Here is an 18514-nt window from a genome sequence, read left to right as displayed (position 1 = left end):
TGTGAGAGTAAGTAATGCTTCGTTGTATGTAGAAGTATTTCAAAATACTACTCTGATCCTAAAGTGCTGTCAAGCAGCAATTCCCCGCCGTCCGCAGCACCGAGCGTCTCATAAAAATGATTACAGTCGGGTGAAATCAGGTAATAACTCTCAAGACGGCTTTAAAAGCCGATATGCAAGAGAGTCTCGACTATAAACCAATGACAGGATGAGGACTTATGCGAAAAGCAATTCTGACTACCATGCTCATCTCCAGTCTGTTAATGGCTGGCTGCGGCAATAACGGGGCGGCAAATGGCGGTACAGCGGCTACTCCAGAGACAGGACAGGCAGCAACTGCAAGCCCGGAGGTTACACCCGAGGTCACGCCGGAACCGGCAGCTGAGGCTACCGCAGAGCCTGCACCGGAAGCTACGGCACAGGCACCAGCGCAGACAACCGCACCGGAAGCCACGCCGAAGGCCAGTGCGGCGGCGGGGGATTCGCAGCGGCAGACTTATTTTGACAAGCTGGATAAGATTGAAGAGGGCCTTAGCGATCTGAAGGCAATGTCAGACAGCGGGGTCATGACTGATATGAAGGAAGCCGCTTCCAAGGAGCATGAGCGCTGGGACAAGGCGTTGAATGAAATCTACCAGGCGCTAAAAGTGCAGCTTCCCGAAGCCGATATGGCGAAACTGAAAGAGGAACAACTAAACTGGATCAAGGAACGCGATAAGGCCGCAGAGGAAGCGGCTGCCAAATATAAAGGCGGAACGATGGAGGGGCTGGAGTACGCGGCGACCTTGGCATCCGAGACGAAGGAACGTTGTTATAAGCTGGTGGAGTTGTATATGAAGTAATCAAAGAGCGCAGCGATTCTCTCGTAAGGAGGGCCGCTGCGCTGTTTTTTGACCATTTTCGTGACTGTACAGAACCTGTGAATTAGGTAATCATACTACAAGAGCATCCGCACAAAAGGAGTTAGTAGATAGTTAGGAGCAGAAATTGGGTGATAAGTGTATTCGGTGCAATTAAAAACAGTAAAAAGGAAGGAGTTTCTCTTCTAACTGTAGTCTATACAACTAAAACTGCCCGAATAGAGGGAACTCAGGGAAAATAGGAAATTTAATTGTACGGAATGCAGTTAAGCGAATATTAGGCGGTAAATTATACGATTTAGTTGTACGAAATGCACTACACATGCACATATTGGAATCTTGCTTGCCCCTCATAAAAGTCGATTCTAGGCTGAAAGTGCTTTTTTTTGAGCAGAACGGATCCCTATTATTTGTTACGCTCCATATGAATGTTACCAGGAAAGGAGGCGGGAGCGCTCAAGCTCAAGCTGGAAGACAACTAGGAGAGCATCTGCACAAGTTTCCCCTGATTTCTAAATTGATTTTAGAATAATAGGAGGAGTTAAGCCCATGGGTAGAAAAAAGAGGTCTGTTCAGAAATCATTGCTCACATTCTTATTATCCTGTCTGCTGGTCTTACCGCTTGCTCTCCCGCCCGCTCCGGCACATGCAGCTTCTACCGGAAATCTTCCCGCCAGGCAGGCAGAATATCTGGACCGTGGATTGGTGGCGGTTCTAACGGATGGCGGCGTCTTTTTGAGCTGGAGGTACTTGAATACGGATTCAGATGAAATCGCTTACAATGTTTATAAAAACGGGATCAAGGTGAACCCGGCTCCGATCGTAGACTCTACCAGCTATGTGGATACGACGGGGGCGGACAGCTCGCAATACCAGATTTCTGCGATTGTTGCGGGGAAGGAGGAAATGCAGCCCGGGCGGGCAGCGGTGTGGCATAACGACTATCTGCCGATTCCGCTGGATAAGCCTGCCGATGGCCGGACCAAAGACGGGGGGACGTATTCCTATTATGCCGGAGATGCCTCTGTTGGAGATCTGGACGGGGACGGGGAATATGAGATCGTTTTCTTGTGGAGTCCCAGCAATTCGAAGGATAACTCACAAGCCGGCTATACCGGGAACGTCTACATCGATGCGGTCAAAATGGACGGCACCAAGCTTTGGCGCATTGACCTTGGCGTGAACATCCGGGCCGGGGCGCACTATTCGCAGCTGATGGTGTATGACCTGGACGGCAACGGCAAAGCTGAGGTCGTGGTCAAGACAGCGGACGGCACCAAAGACGGCCAAGGTATGGTCATCGGTGACGGCACCAAGGATTACCGTAATGACGGAGGCTACATCCTCAGCGGGCCGGAATATCTGACGCTGTTCAACGGCCAGACGGGTGCTGCTGTATCTACGGTGGACTATGATCCGCCAAGAGGCAATGTAAGCGATTGGGGAGACGGATATGGCAACCGCGTCGACCGGTTCCTGGCCGGGATTGCTTACCTGGACGGTGTGAAGCCAAGCGTTGTAATGGCCCGTGGCTATTATACAAGGACAACGCTTACCGCATATGACTACACGAATGGCGCGTTGGTGAAGCGTTGGAACTTCGACACGAATGAAGCTGGCGCACAATATGAAGCACAGGGTAATCACAACCTGAGTGTGCTGGATGCAGACGGTGACGGCCGGGATGAGATCATGTACGGTGCGCTGGCGATAGACGATGACGGCACGCTGCTCTACAGCACCGGACTTGGACATGGAGATGCGATGCACGCCGGGAAGCTAGATCCGAACCGGGAAGGGTATCAGGTCGTCAGTGTGCATGAGCATAAGGATGCTGCTTACGGACTGGAGATGCGCGATGCCGCTACAGGAGAGATCCTCTGGGGCCAATTTACCGGAAAAGATACCGGGCGGGGCATGTCGGCGGATATCGATCCGGAGCATCCCGGTTATGAGTCCTGGGCATCCACGATTGTGAACGGGCAGATGGACCCGTTATCCCGCGGCTACGCAGCGGACGGTGAGGTGATCTATGAGCAGAACGAAGTCCCGCGAAGCGCGAATTTTGCAATCTGGTGGGATGGGGATCTTCAGCGGGAGCTGTTCGACCACGACTGGAATAACACGACGGCGGAAGGCATTCCGCTCATTTACAAGTGGGATTACCGGAAGAAGCAGCTGAAGGAGATTTTTCGGGCGGCGGGTGCGCTAACCAATAATCATACCAAAGGCAATCCGGCACTTCAGGCGGACATCCTGGGCGATTGGCGCGAAGAGCTGCTGCTGCGCAGCGAAGACAGTAAGGAGTACAGACTCTATACCACTACGATTCCTACAACCTACAGAATTCCAACACTAATGCAAGATCCGGTGTACCGGCTGGGGATTGCCTGGCAGAATGTAGCGTACAACCAGCCGCCGCATACCGGCTTCTATCTCGGGACGGAGGCAACGGCATTTCCCAAAGCAAATCTGACACTGACCGGCGCACCGCAACCGCTGGAGCAGGTCCACCACTTCGGGTTCGGTACGCAGCCGCCAGCCGGAACAACTTCTGTGCAGGCTACGCCGTACACGGAGGGAACGGGATATGGTTTCGAGAGCATAAGCGGAATCACCTTAGGCGCAAGCCACGCTTCCCTGCCGGAGAACACCAAGTTTGCGGTTGACCTGCCGGATGCCAATTACAAGGTGACGCTCAAGCTGGGCAGCGGAGACAGAGACTCGAACGTAGGGGTCAAATCTGAATTTGTGCAAAAGCTGGCGCTCACCCAGGTCCGTGCCGGCACACCACTGCTCTATTCCTATGACATTGCAGTGGTGGATGGCCAGTTAGAGTTTATTTTCTCCGGCACGGCTGCCGATGTGCAGGAGATTAAGATCGAGAAATACCCGCAGAAGGTCCCGGGAAGCGGAACAACCATCTATATGGCTGGTGACTCGACGATGCAGTCCTACAGCGGAATGCAGGCTCCGCAGGAAGGCTGGGGCCAGCAATTCAGTAAATACTTCAGCAGCGGAGTAACGATCCAGAATGATGCCATCGGCGGCAGAAGCAGCAAGTCGTTCATGGTGGATGGCCGTCTGGATAGTATTCTGCAGCGGATCAGGCCGGGTGATTACTTCTTCATCTCCTTCGGTCATAACGATGCCAGCGCAGGCATTCCTGACCGTTATGCCTCTCCGGCAGATTATGCAGCGTACTTGACCCGCTATGTGAACGGAGCCAAGCAGCGCGGAGCGACTCCGGTTCTGTTAACGCCAGTAGGACGCAGGGACTTCAATACGATCACTCAGGAATTCAACGTAAGCTTCCCTGAATATGTGAAGGCGGCGAAGGAAACAGCAGCCGGACTGAACGTGCCGCTGATCGATCTGAGCCAGTTGAGTATTGCAGATTATAACCGGATCGGCCTGGCCGCTACGGAGAAGATTTTCCTCTATGCCAATCCGGGAGAATATCCGAAGTACCCGAACGGGGTCGGCGATAATACCCATTTCAGCACCTACGGCGCGCAGGTCATATCCGGTCTGGTAGCGGGCGCAGTGAAGGAGATGGACCTTAGTATATCCCCCTTTGTGATCGATCCCGGGATCACGGAACCGGAGCCAGAGCCGGAGGTACAACGTTACGAGGAGAACTTCGAGGGCGATCCGGCCGCTGCACAATACTCGATGGTGAATGCTACGGGCACTGCCGGAACGATGGCGGGGACGGTTACAGAAGAGAACGGGAACAAGGTATTATCTGTGACGGGTTCCGGCTCCGGCAACCGCGCCAAGGTATTCCGCCTGTTCGATGCGGTGAACGGTGACATTGTGAATGTCGATTTCAACTGGCATTCCGGCAATGTGGGCGCTGTCCCGTCGGAGGGGCATCTGAGTCTGCAGGATGCGAATGAGAATCTGATGTTCACCCTGTTCACCAAGACTGGAGCGGCAAGTCCGAATACGAACATTCATTATTTTACTGGCCCGTACACACCAGACTATGGTACCGGCACCACTGCCATTCCAGGGGGCGGGACCGCTACGACTATTCCCAAGAATCAGTGGGTAAATGTTAAGCTGAAGATTGATTTTGCCGGAAAAACCCTTGATCTCACCTTAACAAGTCTCGCTAACCCAAGTGTCACCCAGACGATCCGTGATATTCCGCTGAGTCCTGGCGTCTATGCGAATAACGTTAGGGGCTTGCGGTTCCTGGGTACGCGCAAAGGAGGAGGAGGCACGCTGAACTGGACCACCCGGATCGACAACGTGAAAATGGAGGGCACCAAGCTGCCGGTGGCAGCAGGCGATATGGCGGCGTTGATTGCGCTGCATCAGGAAGTGAAGGCTATCGACCTCACATCCTACACGGAAGCCTCTGTAGCTGTGGTGCATAGAGCCTTGAGCGCTGCCGAGGCGCTGATCGGAACAACAGCCTCGCAGGCGCAGATCAATCATACGGTGAATATGCTGACCGTTGCACTCGACTCACTGACCCGTGAGCCTGCTGGGGATATTAGCGCGTATTCCTTTGATTTTGGCTCCGGCAGCGCAGCAGACGGCTATACGAAGGTGGATGCCAAACGGGCCTACGTGGAAGGGAACGGCTACGGGTTCGCCGACACCGCGCTGGTCCAGGACGAGAACCGGGGAACCGGCAATCTGCTGACAGAGGACTTCACCCGTGTGAACGGGACCTCTTTCGTAGTGGAGATGAAGCCGGCGAATTACCGTGTGACGATGACCATTGGGGATGCGCAAGAAGTGACCCAGACCGATGTTACGGTGGAGCAAATGAACAAACTGCCGGCCACCACCATCCCCTCAGGCCAATTCAAGGAAGTGACATATGATGTCGCCCTGATCGATGGCGTATTTAACTTCAGCTTCTCCGGCAGTACGCCGAAGATCAACGCGCTGAAGATCGAGCGCCTGCCGGAGCAGGGGGCGGCCGATAAGCCAACTCTCTATCTGGCGAGCGATTCTACAGTGGCCAATTATGCGGAGAGCTACCGTCCGCAGGCGGGTTGGGGCGAGACGCTGGGCCGTTATTTTGACACAGAGAAGATCGGCATTGATAACCGGGCAGTCGGCGGACTAAGCAGCAAAACCTTCCTGAACGGCGGATATCTCAATAATATTCTGCTCGGTATACATGAAGGAGACTATCTGTTCATGCAGTGGTCACATAACGACTCCACGCCTTCCCGGCCGGAACGTTATCTTACCCCGGAACAGTTCAAGTTGTATCTGGAGGATTACATTAACGGTGCTGTGCAGAGAGGTGCGATTCCAGTCCTGGTTACACCAGTGAACCGGAGGGATTTCAGTGGTGAAGTGCTGAACAAAAGCTTCCCGGCATACGTGCAGGCGATGAAGGAAACGGCGCAGGAGACGGGGACGCTGCTGGTTGATTTGAATCAAGCGAGCTGGGAGTATTTTCAGGAGCTGGGCACAGAGGGCACCAAGTCGATCTTCATGTGGACGGGAACCACGGAGGACAACACCCATCTGCAGATGAACGGTGCGATTAAGGTCTCGGAGCTGGTAGCGGGGCTGGTGAAGGAGCTGAATATTCCGTTGTCCGCCTTAGTTACTCTGGGAGGAGAACAAGCGGACCAGACCCCGCCGCATACGGCTGCGGCAGTGAAGGGAGCAGAGCAGAACGGCTGGTACACATCGGCGGCAGAAGTGACGTTCACCGCGAGCGATGAGCAGTCCGGGGTTGACCAGACGTATTTCAAGGTGAACGGCGGGGAGCTTCAGGCCGGCAGCAAGCTGACGATAAGTGAGGAGGGCAAGCACACCCTGACCTATTGGAGTGTGGATAAAGCTGGAAACAAAGAGGCTGAGCAGACGCTGGATGTAGCGGTTGACCTCTCGCCTCCGGCGGTCGTCATTCAGGGAGAGGCACAGTATACGATTGACCAGCAGGTCGAGATTAGCTATACGGCTTCCGATTCGGTGTCCGGTGTTGCAGAACCAAGCGGCGAGTTGCTGAATACACCTGCATATATACTTGAACCCGGTCTGCATAAAATAACGGCCACCGTCAGCGACCTTGCTGGCCGTGAGACAAGTGTGGATTTCAGCTATAGTATTTACGCTACGTTTGCGAGTCTGGCTGAATTGACCCGTGCCTTCGCGGGTGAATCGGCAGACCCGGGTGCAGCGGCGCTTGCAGAACAGCTCGCCAGTAAGTTAATGCTGGCGGAGCAAGCGGCGGGGGCGCGTGAAGGGGCGAAGGCCAGAACGTTGCTTGCAGCATACAGCCAGAAGGTCAGCTCTGGGGCCGCTGCGGCTTTTACGATGGAACAAGGGAATGTGCTGACGAGATGGGCCGCATGGATCAGTCAGGGCATACCGCTAGCAGAAAGTGCTCCAGGTATGCCTGTATTGTCGGATAATAACGGGCATGATACGGGGCTGCGGGACGGCGATTATGCGATTACGATGAATCTCTGGTGGGGCAATAATGGCACCGGCTTCAAGCTCTATGAGAATGGCGAAAAGATTGAAGAAGGCGCTCTGACAGACCAGTCACCGTCCGCCCAGTCCGTGCAGATCAAAATTGCCGGCAGACCGAACGGGACATACGTCTATACGCTGGAGCTCAGCAATCTGCATGGATCGGTGACGAGCGCACCCTTGACGGTGACGGTCACCAATGCCTCTCCTGGGCAAGCGGTATTATCCAACGATAACTGGGACGGGGACGGCAGCTATGCGGTGATGATGAATCTGTGGTGGGGGACGAATGCAACGGAATACCGGCTGTACGAGAATGGAGTATTGGTTGATACACAGACTCTACAGGTGCATACCCCGGATGCCCAATCCGCAGTCACTGCAATCTCCGGCAAAACCCCCGGAACCTATGAATACGAAGCCGTCTTGCGCAACGCAGCAGGCGAGACCAGATCTGCGAAGATGACAGTGACTGTAGGGAAGTGAGCAACTGGCTGAAGATTGGATGATGCGCTTGATCGTGTGAAATTTAGTGGGAAAGCCCGGGGAACCGGGCTTTTTTGTGCTTCGAGAGATACATCTCAAGGCTTGGTCTGAATGGGGATGGAGGAGAGGCAGGAGGAGCATTAGTGCCCCTGAGTTAAGCGAAGGTAGGCGGCAATCGTAAATGAAGAGCAAAAGTGCACCTGAATCCAGCGAATGCGGGCCGGACGGGGCAAATATAGTGCACTAGTGCCCCCGAATGTACCGGATACGAGCAAAACGAGCAAATAAGGAGCACTAGTGCACCTCCCTACACTGGATGCCGCTAAAAGTAGGCGAAGAGTAAAAGAGAGTGGGCATTCATGCAATTTGGTGGAGCTATTACAATAAAAACCGCCAGTTACAGCAATCTTGCAATAGTACAGTAACAATCCTTTCAGCAGCATGCTATTCTTGGGCCAGCAACAGTATCAGTAACACTAGCAACTTGCCATGTCACACACTAGGACCAGGCATACGAACACCAGGATAGTTGCTGGAACGGGTAATGCGTTCACATGGCTACCCGGTATCTATTTATGTATGTAAGACCAAGAATTAAGGGAGGCGTAATCGTTGAAGCAGATCAAACAATGGATGCTTACTCTTGTGATGACGTTGCTGCTGACTGTAGTGCCAGCGGGGGCGGGGAGCGCGGCGGCTGTGCTGGAGGAGGTGCCTTTTCCGATGGATTCCAGCAATCAGGCGGGATGGTGGTCTCCTCTTGCCACTTACGGGCTTGGTTATGAGTATGCTTATATGGCTTATAACGCCCCGGGATCGATCCCCGGCAAGCATACGGTAGCTATTGCAAGAAGAGACAACGACGGGATATGGAGCAAGCTTCCGCTCATGGATGGGACAACCCCGGCGGAATATCTGGATGATCTCGGGCACAACCAGCCTTCTATGGCGAGAGACGGAAGCGGACGGTTCCACGTTTTTGCTTCCATGCACAGCAATCCCTGGCACTACTACCGCTCAGATACCGTGGGCGGGATTCCGCAGAATCACTCGGACGAGCTGCCCGCAGGCATGACAGTAACCTATCCCGTAATCACGACCGCTCCGAATGGAGACCTCTATTTGCTGGTGCGCGTTGACAAAGACCCGACCGGCAAAAGAGAGGCTGTTCTGTTCCGCTGGAACAATGCCGATTCCGTATGGACTCAGGTCAAAATCATTGCAGCGCACCTGAACCGGTCTGTCTATCCGGATGACCTGGTTTTTGATGCAAACGGCGACTTGCATATCTTGTTCGAGTGGGCGTATTTCGCCGCCAGCCCGCTGCGCCATCAGTTGTCCTATCTGAAGTACAGCCCGTCCACGGGCGTATTCAGCAAAGCGGATGGAACTCCGGTCACAGCGCCTGTCTCCCTGACTACGGCGGATATCGTGCAGCCTATGGCTCCAAGCGAAGCCTATGTGCAGAGCGGCAGTGATCCCGGCGGTCCGGGCGTACAGAGTGCCAAGATGACGCTTGATGCAGCGGGACGTCCGGTGATCGCTTACCGTTACCGTGAGGAGGGCAGCACTAGCTTTGCTGTGAAGCAGGCCACTTACGGTGCAGGGGGCTGGAACCTGCAGACCGTATATAACGCTGCTCACACCAACGCGGCCATTGATGTGACCTGGACGGGTACAACATCCAGAATCTATTATGTCAAAAGCAGCGGTACTGACCGTGCATTCATGGCAGTGAATACCGGCGGAGGCTGGACAGAGAGCTCGCTTGCACCGGGTATCCCGGTGGAAAGGCTGGCGGTAGACCGCTGCCCGAAGGGCATTGACATCTTGTACTTGGTAGATGTAACGAACCTGAAGCTTTACTATGGGCGAAATAACTAGGCTGGCCAAATTGATCACCGCACAACTATACTATCCACTTAATGAAAGGCCCGGACATTCGCCCGGGTTCTTTCATTTGCAGTTTGCCCGGAATGGGCATCATTTCCAGGATGTAAGTCCGGGCAGGTCTAACAAGCGCAGAATACATTGAGCTGCTATAATGTTTCATTAGAAGATTATTACGAAGCAAGGGGGAGCACTGGAACATGATTATATCGCTTGAAAATGTATCCTGGCGGCGTGAGCAGACGATGATTCTGCAGGAGATGAATTGGCAGGTGCATAAGGGACAGCACTGGTGCATTGTCGGTCTGAACGGCTCAGGCAAGACGACCATGCTGAACGTTGTGAACGGCTATATCTGGCCAACGAAGGGACAAGTAGAGGTGCTGGACCACCGCTTCGGCGATGTAGACCTTAGAGAGCTGCGCAAGCGGATCGGCTGGGTCAGCACCTCTTTGCAGCAGAAGCTGTACGGCCATCAGACGGCGCTGAACATCATTTTGAGCGGCAAGTTCGCCACAATCGGACTGTACGACAAGACGGAAGAAGAGGACCTGAAGCAGGCAGAGGAGCTGCTGGAATTCCTGGATTGCTCGGCCCTGGCCGCACGCACTTATGATACCTTGTCACAGGGACAACGCCAGAAGATTCTCATCGCACGGGCACTCATTGCAAATCCCGAGCTGCTCATCCTGGACGAGCCGTGTACGGGACTGGATATTTTTGCGCGGGAGCAGCTGCTGCAGATGATCGAAAAGATCACGAAACAGGAAGGCGGCCCCACCTTGCTGTATGTGACCCATCATATCGAAGAGATTACACCCTGCTTCACGCATACCCTGCTGGTTAAAAAAGGTGAAATCTATAAAGCTGACGAGACCGCAGAATGCCTGAAGTCCGAGGTGCTCAGCGAATTCTTCGATACTCCGGTTGAGGTGCAGGAGCACCATAACCGGAGATGGCTGACTTTGGGCTAATATAAGAGGCGTTCCGGGGAAGCTATGACAAATAATATTTTGTACCCGGGAGACATGCCGTGTCCATTCCATCAAGTCCGTAATATTGTGTAGGGCAGGACCATAAAAACCACAATATTAGGAGGAATGGCTTATGGCAGATGAAGGATGCAATCAAACCGCTTCCGGATCTTGCTCACATGCAGAGGGGAACTCCACGACCGCAAGCGGGTTTGCTTCTCACGCTGAGGGGTACCAGACCACAGCCAACGCTTCTGCGGCTCATGCTGAAGGGTACCAGACCCTTGCAGTTCTGGACACGGCCCATGCCGAAGGGAATGGTTCGCTTGCATCAGGACCGGCCTCACATGCGGAAGGCTACAGGACCTTTGCAATCAATGACGCTGCCCACGCTGAGGGAGGTTTAACTACTGCTTCCGGAACTCAATCTCACGCTGAGGGTGCTCAAACGGTTGCTTCGGGTGTAGCTTCACATGCGGAAGGCAATCAGAGCACTGCAAGTGGAGAATATTCCCACTCAGAAGGCTACCTGACTGTAGCTGCTGGTTCTGCTGCTCATGCAGAAGGCTTCTCAACACTGGCAAATGGGTTTATTTCTCATGCTGAAGGTTCCTTCACTGAGGCCAATGGAAACTTTTCTCATGCTGAAGGTTCAGGTACAATTGCAGGTGCTCAGAACTCTCATGCTGAAGGGAACAGTACAGTTGTTCTGCCAGAACACACTGATGCTCATATTATGGGTACTTATGGTGAAACACTGTTTCCTGCTTCTTGGCATTTAGCCAATGGTAATCCGGCCGCCCCTGACCTGGCTGCTGTGCTTCAGGGTTCTACAGGAAATTTATATCTTCAAGGCACTGTAATATCTCCTGGGGCAGACTATGCCGAAATGTTTGAGACGGTGGATGGATTGCCGATAGAGCCTGGATATTTTGTAACCACGGATGGAGAGCGGGTCAGAAAAGCAACCCCGTCAGATCAATATATCTTGGGCGTGGTCAGTGCAAGTCCTTCTGTGCTTGGTGATGCAAGTCCTTTGAACTGGAAAGGCAAATACGAAAGGGATGAATGGGGCAGGGTTAGATATGAAGACCGGGAAGTGAGGGCTGTGACAGACAGCAAAGGTAATGTTATGGCACCTGCATATACTATGAGCACGGCTGTTGTTAATCCCCAATTCGCCCCTTCCCAAAAGTATGTATCGCGGATCGATCGTGCAGAATGGGTGGCTGTAGGAACCATGGGCAAGCTTCTGGTCCGGGATGACGGAACCTGCCAGGTGAACGGATACTGTCTGCCTGGTGAGAATGGAGTAGCGACCGCTTCAGTAACAGGGTATCGCGTTCTTGCAAGAACAGCACCGGATCAAATCAAAATTTATGTGAAATAAATGGTTCTGCAAGCGCGCAACGCAAAAATAGAAGGCAGCAATTCTCCAGTTATAGAGGATTGCTGCCTTTGTTATTGAGAATTAATTTTTATTGATACTTCGGCAGCCAGTCACCATGAGCCGCGATCAGGTCGTCGCACATACTGACAATGTCGTCCATCGACAGTTCGGCGGCGGTATGCGGGTCCAGCATGGCGGCGTGGTAGATATGGTCCTTTTTGCGAGTCATAGCGGCTTCTATGGTCAGGAGCTGGGTGTTAATGTTGGTCCGGTTCAGCGCTGCGCACTGCGGCGGCAGATCGCCTACGAAGGTTGGCGTTACGCCGCTTCTGTCCACCAGACAAGGCACCTCGACACAGGCTTCACGCGGCAGATTGGTGATCAGGCCCGTGTTCATCACATTGCCGCCGATCTTGAACGGTACATCTGTCTCCATGGCTTCCAGGATGTAGGAGGCATACTCATGGGAACGCTCATGCGTCAGATCCTGGTTGTTCACCAGATCTCCGCGCATCTGCTCCCACCCCTTAATCTGTTCCACGCAGCGGCGCGGATATTCATCCAGCGGAATCTGGAAGCGTTCGATCAGCTCCGGGTAGTTCCGCTTAATGAAGTATGGATGGTATTCGGCATTATGCTCGGAGGACTCTGTAATATAGTAGCCGAATTTCAGCATCATCTCATAGCGGACCATATCATAATGCGGCTCAAGCTGCTTCTCGGCCGCGCGCCGTTTGATCTCCGGGTACAGATCCTCGCCGTCTTTGGTGACTTCGAGCAGCCAGGCCATGTGGTTGATGCCGGCGATTTTGGCTTGTACCCCTGTCTTGTCAATGCCGAGGTGATCGAATAATCCAGGGATACACTGCTGCACGCTGTGACAGAGTCCAATAGTATTCACCCCGCCGTAAGTGTTCATGACATTCGTCAGAACGGCCATCGGGTTCGTATAATTCAGGAACAGCGCATTCGGGCACACCTCGCGGATATCGGCCGCGAAGTCCAGCATTACCGGGATGGTGCGCAGGTTGCGGAAGATACCGCCGATGCCTACCGTGTCAGCAATCGTCTGGCGCAGGCCGTATTTCTTGGGAATCTCAAAATCGGTAATCGTACAAGGATCGTACCCGCCAACCTGAATGGCGTTCACCACATATTTGGCACCGCGCAGCGCTTTCTTACGGTCGGTATATGTGGTCACAGTGCATGTGCTGCCGCTGCTTTTCTTCAAATTCTGGAGCATATTCGCTGAGTCATTCAAGCGCTGAAGATCGATATCGAATAATGCAAGCTCGAAGCCCTGAAGGGCAGGTGTAGCCATGATATCGCCGAGGACATTCTTCGCGAAGACGGTACTTCCGGCACCGATAAATGTAACTTTAGACATAAGTGATAAGCCTCCTATAAGATGCGTGAAAAGCCTTCTGTCATACAGGCGCTTGCGGATGAAACTGACAGAAATGTGCTGGAACAGAAGCTTTTTGCGCTGATTTATACTATAATCACTATAGAATAGAACCGCTGCGCAGGCTATGGAGAAAGACAAGATACATATGGAGGAATGTTGCATGGACCCGGAGCATTATGAATTCACCCTGGGCATCAACCTGACCCCGGAGGAGCAGGAGCTGTCCGTGCTGTTCAGCGGGGAAGGGAGGCCGCATCCCGGCCACACCGTCGGACCGTCTGTACATGATTTCTACCTGATCCATACCGTTCTTGCGGGCAGCGGCCGGTTCGAGAGCGATACATTCTCGGCGGAGTGCAAGGCAGGAGATACCTTTGTGATTATCCCGGGGATGTTATTCAGTTATAAGGCGGACGAGGACCACCCGTGGCATTATGCGTGGGTCGCCTTGCAGGGCATTGGCGTGCTGGATCAGCTTCGGGCGGTCGGGATCACCAGGGAGCGGCCCTTCGCCCATTCGGATTCGGTCCCGGAGCTGCATAACCTGTATAAGGGCATCCGGCAATCCTTCAAGCAATCCGCATATCCACGGCTGGAGAGCCTGGAGGCTTCGGGCTGGGTGCGGCTGCTGCTTCACCGCTTCGGGCGGGACAATCTGGATCAATTGCCGCCGCATCCAAGCGAAATGCCGGAGATGATCGACCGGCAGATCGACCAGGCGATCCGCTGGATTACGCTGCAGTTCCACCAGCAGCTCAGCATTGATCACATCGCGTCTTCGCTCGGCTATCACCGGGTCCATCTATCCAAGGCCTTCAAGCAGCGGACCGGAATGTCACCGAAGCAGTATTTGCTCAAAGTGAGGATGGACAAGGCCAAAGAGCTGCTCGCAAGCCCGCTGACCATCGAACAGGTAGCCTCATCGGTCGGCTTCAATGACGCCCTGTATTTCTCTAAGCAATTCCGCAAAGCTACGGGCATGCCGCCGAGTGAATACCGGGCCGCACTTAGGAACGGGAACGAAAAAGATACAGGAGGATCAAACATATGAAACCGCAAGTTCAGCGAATCCGTGATCTGACCATAATACGAAAAGAGGGTGGGCGCTTGCTGGTCGTCGGCTGCGATTCCAGCGCCAGCATCGGGAATAAGCCGATGGATGCAGTGAAGACCACCCCGGCTGTCGCAGGCTATTATGCTGCCAGAGTTGCAGTAATGGAGGTGCTGTCTGTGGGGGCGGAGATCTTAACGGTCATCGATACCTTAGCGGTAGAGAAGGAGCCTACAGGGAATGAAATTATCCGGGGCATCCACAGGCTGCTTCAGGAAGCCGGACTGACTGCCGCCCACGTGAACGGCAGTACCGAGGATAATTTCGTGACCTGCCAGACCGGTATCGGTATTACCGTGATAGGGGAGGCGGATGAGACGCAGCTGAAGCTGGGATGTTCAAGTACAGGAGACTGCATCGTGATGCTGGGCGAACCGCTGGTCGGAAGCGCTGTTCTGGAGCAGGAAGCAAGCCAGTGTACCCTCCGGCAGCTTCAGCTTCTGGCAGGCGCGCCGGAGGTCCATGACATTCATCCGGTCGGCTCGAAGGGAGCCGGGTATGAAGCAGGACTGCTGGCGGAGCTAAGCGGCTGCAGCTTCCAGCCGGTGCCTGGAATAGAGGATAAGCTACAGGCATCCGGGGGGCCGGCGACAGCGGTGATTTTTGCGGCAGAGGAACGCAGAATTAGCGAGCTTCAGTCCAGAATAGGAGGCAAAATGGAGATTATCGGTTATTTGCAGCCTTGAACGGCTTGCGTAAGGTCCATACTAGTGCGAATCAAGGCGGCTTTGATTAAGGCAAATCTGCCTTGCCAGCAAACAAATGGATAAACGTATCTTAATTTCCCTCTTTCTGCGAAATGTCCTGAAACAAGTGGAAAAATAGCAACTGCTGCTTACGGATTAGGCCGTTTCAGGTAACGAGTGATTATTTAAGTGCCATTTTTCCAATTGTTTCCCTAGCATGGCCCATACGTTCCTCAGGAAGTGGAGAAAATCCAACTAAATGCGCTCCCGCAAACATACACATCCCAGTCTCATCCGCTATCCAAGCGCAATGGGCACTGCCAGCCCCTTGCAGACAGGGAGTGGTATGAGCTGGAGAATGTACAATCTTTCTATCAATTTTTCAATCAGCATAAGCATCTGTTTGAATAAGGCTTAATAAGCGCTAGGAAGCGCCACAATTGACATCATTCAAATTCAAAGTTATTATAGACACACATAGTCCTTAATGAGGGCGATGCTGATGTACATTGCAGATTGGCGATGTACATTGGACGATGCAGGTTGGTCGACGCTGATGTACATTGCAGATTGGCAGTACAGATTGGTCGATGCAGTTGTGCAATACAGATTGGCGACGCAGGTGAGCGAAGGAGATGCGGTGTCTATTTTTTTGTAATATTCACGGACTACAGAAGTCTCTAATATCCGCAAATCTACCTGCCGTCACCGCCACACCAGACACCAACCACTCAAACCAACCACAGGGAGGAATTACAAATGACGAATCTGAAAAATAATGATGCCGCAAACGTAGTTGATACAGATGCAGCAAATGCAGACGCAGTAATTATCGGCGGTGGCCCAGCCGGGCTTAATGCTGCGCTGATGCTGGGCCGTGCACGCAAATGGACGATTGTGATTGATGCGGGGCAGCCGCGTAATGCGGTCACCCGGGAAGCGCACGGCTTTCTGACCCGGGACGGGATCGCTCCGTTCGAACTCCGGCGGATTGCCATAGAACAGCTAGGCGCTTATCCATCCGTTTCACACATTGAAGATACAGTAGTGTCCATTACCGGGGAGGATGGGGCCTTCCTGCTGGAGACCGCTTCAGGGCGTAAGCTGACCAGCAAGAAGCTGCTGTTCGCTGCAGGCATGAAGGACCGCAGGCTGGACATTCCGGGGCTGACCAAGGTCTACGGGAAGAGCGCCTTTGTCTGTCCGTACTGCGATGGCTGGGAATTAAGAGATCAGCCGCTGGTAATCATCAGCAGAGGAGCAGCACTCATGCATCTGGCTCCGTTGTTATATGGGTGGACTAAGCAATTTGCGGTCTGCACGAATGGACCCGATGAGCTGACAGAAGCAGAACGCGAAGAATTGCGTGCCCACGCTATTCCGTTATTCGATACTCCTATTCGCGAGATTGCATCAGAGGAAGGCATGGTTAAGCATGTGAAGCTTATGGATGGAACAGAAATTCCGTGTACCGGAATATTCTTCCGGCCTGAGCTGGCTCCGGGAACGGATCTGCCGCATTCCCTGGGCTGCCGGATATCTGAGCAGGGTATCCTTGAAGTCGGCGAGTCCGGCCAGACCAGCGTGCCCGGGATCTACGCCGCCGGGGATGCCGCCTCCATGATGCATCAATCCATCGCTGCGGCCGCATCGGGCGCGCTGGCTGCTGCTGCGGTGAATGGTGAATTGAACCGGGAAGCCTGGAAGGCCGGGCTTGTATAATTTTTCCCCCAATAGCACAGGATAACATCACTATGAATATGAAATTCAAAGGATAGCGCAGGGAGGGAGTACGGATGAATACTGCATCGGAAGCAGAACAGGAGACCCAGCTGACCCGGCGGCTGGCAGAGAATGAACAGGTGCTGCGCGGAGTGTTTGCGGGCTGTGAGGATGTGGTGTTCCATTCGTTCCAGACGATTCATCGTACTTCCGCGCTCTGTGTGTACTGTACAGGATTATGTGATACGGAGCGGCTTGAACAGCAATTGCTGGCACCTCTGGAGCAGACCGGCCTTGCAGTTGAAACGGCTGTGCAAGGGTCTGCTGAGGTTCCGCTCGCCTCGATTCACCGAATTGGGACCGTAGAACAAGCCGTAACAGCGATCCTGGACGGTGAAGCTGTGCTTTTGCTGGACGGCCAGACTTCGGGTAAGGGCTATCCTCTATACAAGGTGCCCACCCGGACTCCCGAAGAGCCGGCGGCTGAATCCACTGTGCGCGGTGCCCGTGACGGGTTCACGGAAGCTCTGGCTATGAATCAGTCTTTATTGCGTATGCGGCTTAAGACACCAGCGTTGAAGCTGCACTCTAACACTATTGGAGAGTACAGCCATACGAAGGTCACCCTCGCTTATGTGGAAGGAATCATTCAGCCGGGACTGGTCACTGAAGTCAACAAACGGCTAAGCCGCCTGAATATCAAGGATGTGCTGGAGAGCCAGTATATTGAGCAGGGCATCATTGACCAGCCCTTTTCGCCGTTTCCGCAGATGATTGCCACGGAGCGCCCGGATGTGGTGGTCTCCAATCTGCTGGAGGGCCGGTTTGCGCTCTTGATTGACGGGACTCCCTTCAGTCTGATTGCCCCGGTTAACATGTTCTCCATGCTGCAATCCCCGGAGGATTACTACGAGAACATTTACATGAGTATTTTTGTCCGCTGGCTCAGATACATCTTCTATGCTCTGTCGCTCCTGCTCCCTTCGGCTTACGTCGCCATCACCACCTTCCATCAGGAGATGATACCTACCGTACTGCTGCTGAGTATCGCGCGGGCGAGAGAGGAGATCCCTTTTCCGGCCCTGGTGGAAGCGCTCATTATGGAGATAGCCTTCGAGGCGCTGCGGGAGGCCGGCGTCCGGCTGCCGAAGCAGATAGGTTCCGCTGTCAGTATCGTGGGCGCACTAATCATAGGCCAGGCTGCCACCACTGCGGGAATTGTCTCTGCACCGATGATCATTATCGTGGCTATCACGGGCATTGCTTCCTTCATGGTTCCGCGTTATTCCGCCAGTATCGCAACCCGTCTGCTGCGGTTCCCCATGATGATTCTGGCAGGCACGATGGGGCTGATCGGCGTCATGCTCGGCATCATCCTGGTGGTCATTCATCTTAGCAGTCTGCGTTCGTTCGGCAGGCCCTATCTGTCACCGGCAGCTCCGACATTCAGCAAGGGCTTGAAGGATGTATTGTGGATCTCGCAGCCGCGGAGCAAATGACGGCAGCCGGACTTCACCAGAGAAGGGGA

The 18514-nt window shown here is 53.7% G+C and carries 10 protein-coding genes; 9 read left to right on the top strand and 1 reads right to left on the bottom strand.

The window, feature by feature from the left end:
* Positions 1 to 218 precede the first annotated feature (218 nt).
* The 5 genes from MKY64_RS11065 (at position 219) to MKY64_RS11045 (ending at position 12059) form a co-directional block, all read left to right on the top strand.
* Positions 219 to 842 carry a lysozyme inhibitor LprI family protein gene (locus tag MKY64_RS11065; RefSeq protein ID WP_340952943.1) on the top strand — a complete coding sequence of 208 codons (624 nt, stop codon included), beginning with the start codon at positions 219 to 221 and terminating at the stop codon, positions 840 to 842.
* Between the two features lie 567 nt (positions 843 to 1409).
* Complete coding sequence (locus MKY64_RS11060; protein ID WP_340952941.1) at positions 1410 to 7805, top strand: rhamnogalacturonan lyase family protein; 6396 nt, start codon at positions 1410 to 1412, stop codon at positions 7803 to 7805.
* Between the two features lie 612 nt (positions 7806 to 8417).
* Positions 8418 to 9689: a BNR-4 repeat-containing protein gene (locus MKY64_RS11055; protein ID WP_340952940.1), complete on the top strand. Its 1272-nt coding sequence runs from the start codon at positions 8418 to 8420 to the stop codon at positions 9687 to 9689.
* Positions 9690 to 9895: 206 nt separating this feature from the next.
* Complete coding sequence (locus tag MKY64_RS11050; RefSeq protein ID WP_339256776.1) at positions 9896 to 10669, top strand: ABC transporter ATP-binding protein; 774 nt, start codon at positions 9896 to 9898, stop codon at positions 10667 to 10669.
* 133 nt (positions 10670 to 10802) lie between these two features.
* The gene (locus MKY64_RS11045; RefSeq protein WP_340952937.1) at positions 10803 to 12059 is read left to right on the top strand and encodes a peptidase G2 autoproteolytic cleavage domain-containing protein; all 1257 of its coding nucleotides are present in this window, start codon (positions 10803 to 10805) and stop codon (positions 12057 to 12059) included.
* Positions 12060 to 12147: 88 nt separating this feature from the next.
* On the opposite strand, the gene MKY64_RS11040 is transcribed toward MKY64_RS11045, so the two are convergent.
* Complete coding sequence (locus MKY64_RS11040; RefSeq protein WP_340952935.1) at positions 12148 to 13446, bottom strand: alpha-glucosidase/alpha-galactosidase; 1299 nt, start codon at positions 13444 to 13446, stop codon at positions 12148 to 12150.
* Positions 13447 to 13627: 181 nt separating this feature from the next.
* Here MKY64_RS11040 and MKY64_RS11035 point away from each other — a divergent pair, with 181 nt between their 5' ends.
* The 4 genes from MKY64_RS11035 (at position 13628) to MKY64_RS11020 (ending at position 18485) form a co-directional block, all read left to right on the top strand.
* On the top strand, positions 13628 to 14518 hold the full coding sequence (locus MKY64_RS11035; protein WP_036727046.1) for an AraC family transcriptional regulator: 891 nt from the start codon (positions 13628 to 13630) through the stop codon (positions 14516 to 14518).
* Positions 14515 to 15264: an AIR synthase related protein gene (locus MKY64_RS11030; protein WP_340952932.1), complete on the top strand. Its 750-nt coding sequence runs from the start codon at positions 14515 to 14517 to the stop codon at positions 15262 to 15264. Before MKY64_RS11035 ends, MKY64_RS11030 begins: the two co-directional genes overlap by 4 nt.
* Positions 15265 to 16023: 759 nt before the next feature.
* Entirely contained in the window at positions 16024 to 16986 is a 963-nt protein-coding gene (locus MKY64_RS11025) for an NAD(P)/FAD-dependent oxidoreductase (RefSeq protein WP_340952930.1), read from the top strand.
* A gap of 74 nt (positions 16987 to 17060) precedes the next feature.
* Entirely contained in the window at positions 17061 to 18485 is a 1425-nt protein-coding gene (locus tag MKY64_RS11020) for a spore germination protein (protein WP_340952929.1), read from the top strand.
* The last annotated feature ends 29 nt before the right edge of the window (positions 18486 to 18514 follow it).

It is taken from the genome of Paenibacillus sp. FSL R7-0210 (assembly GCF_038009085.1).
In the GTDB taxonomy this organism is placed as follows: Bacteria; Bacillota; Bacilli; order Paenibacillales; family Paenibacillaceae; genus Paenibacillus_AQ; species Paenibacillus_AQ silagei.
This window is presented reverse-complemented; position numbering and strand designations above follow the sequence as displayed.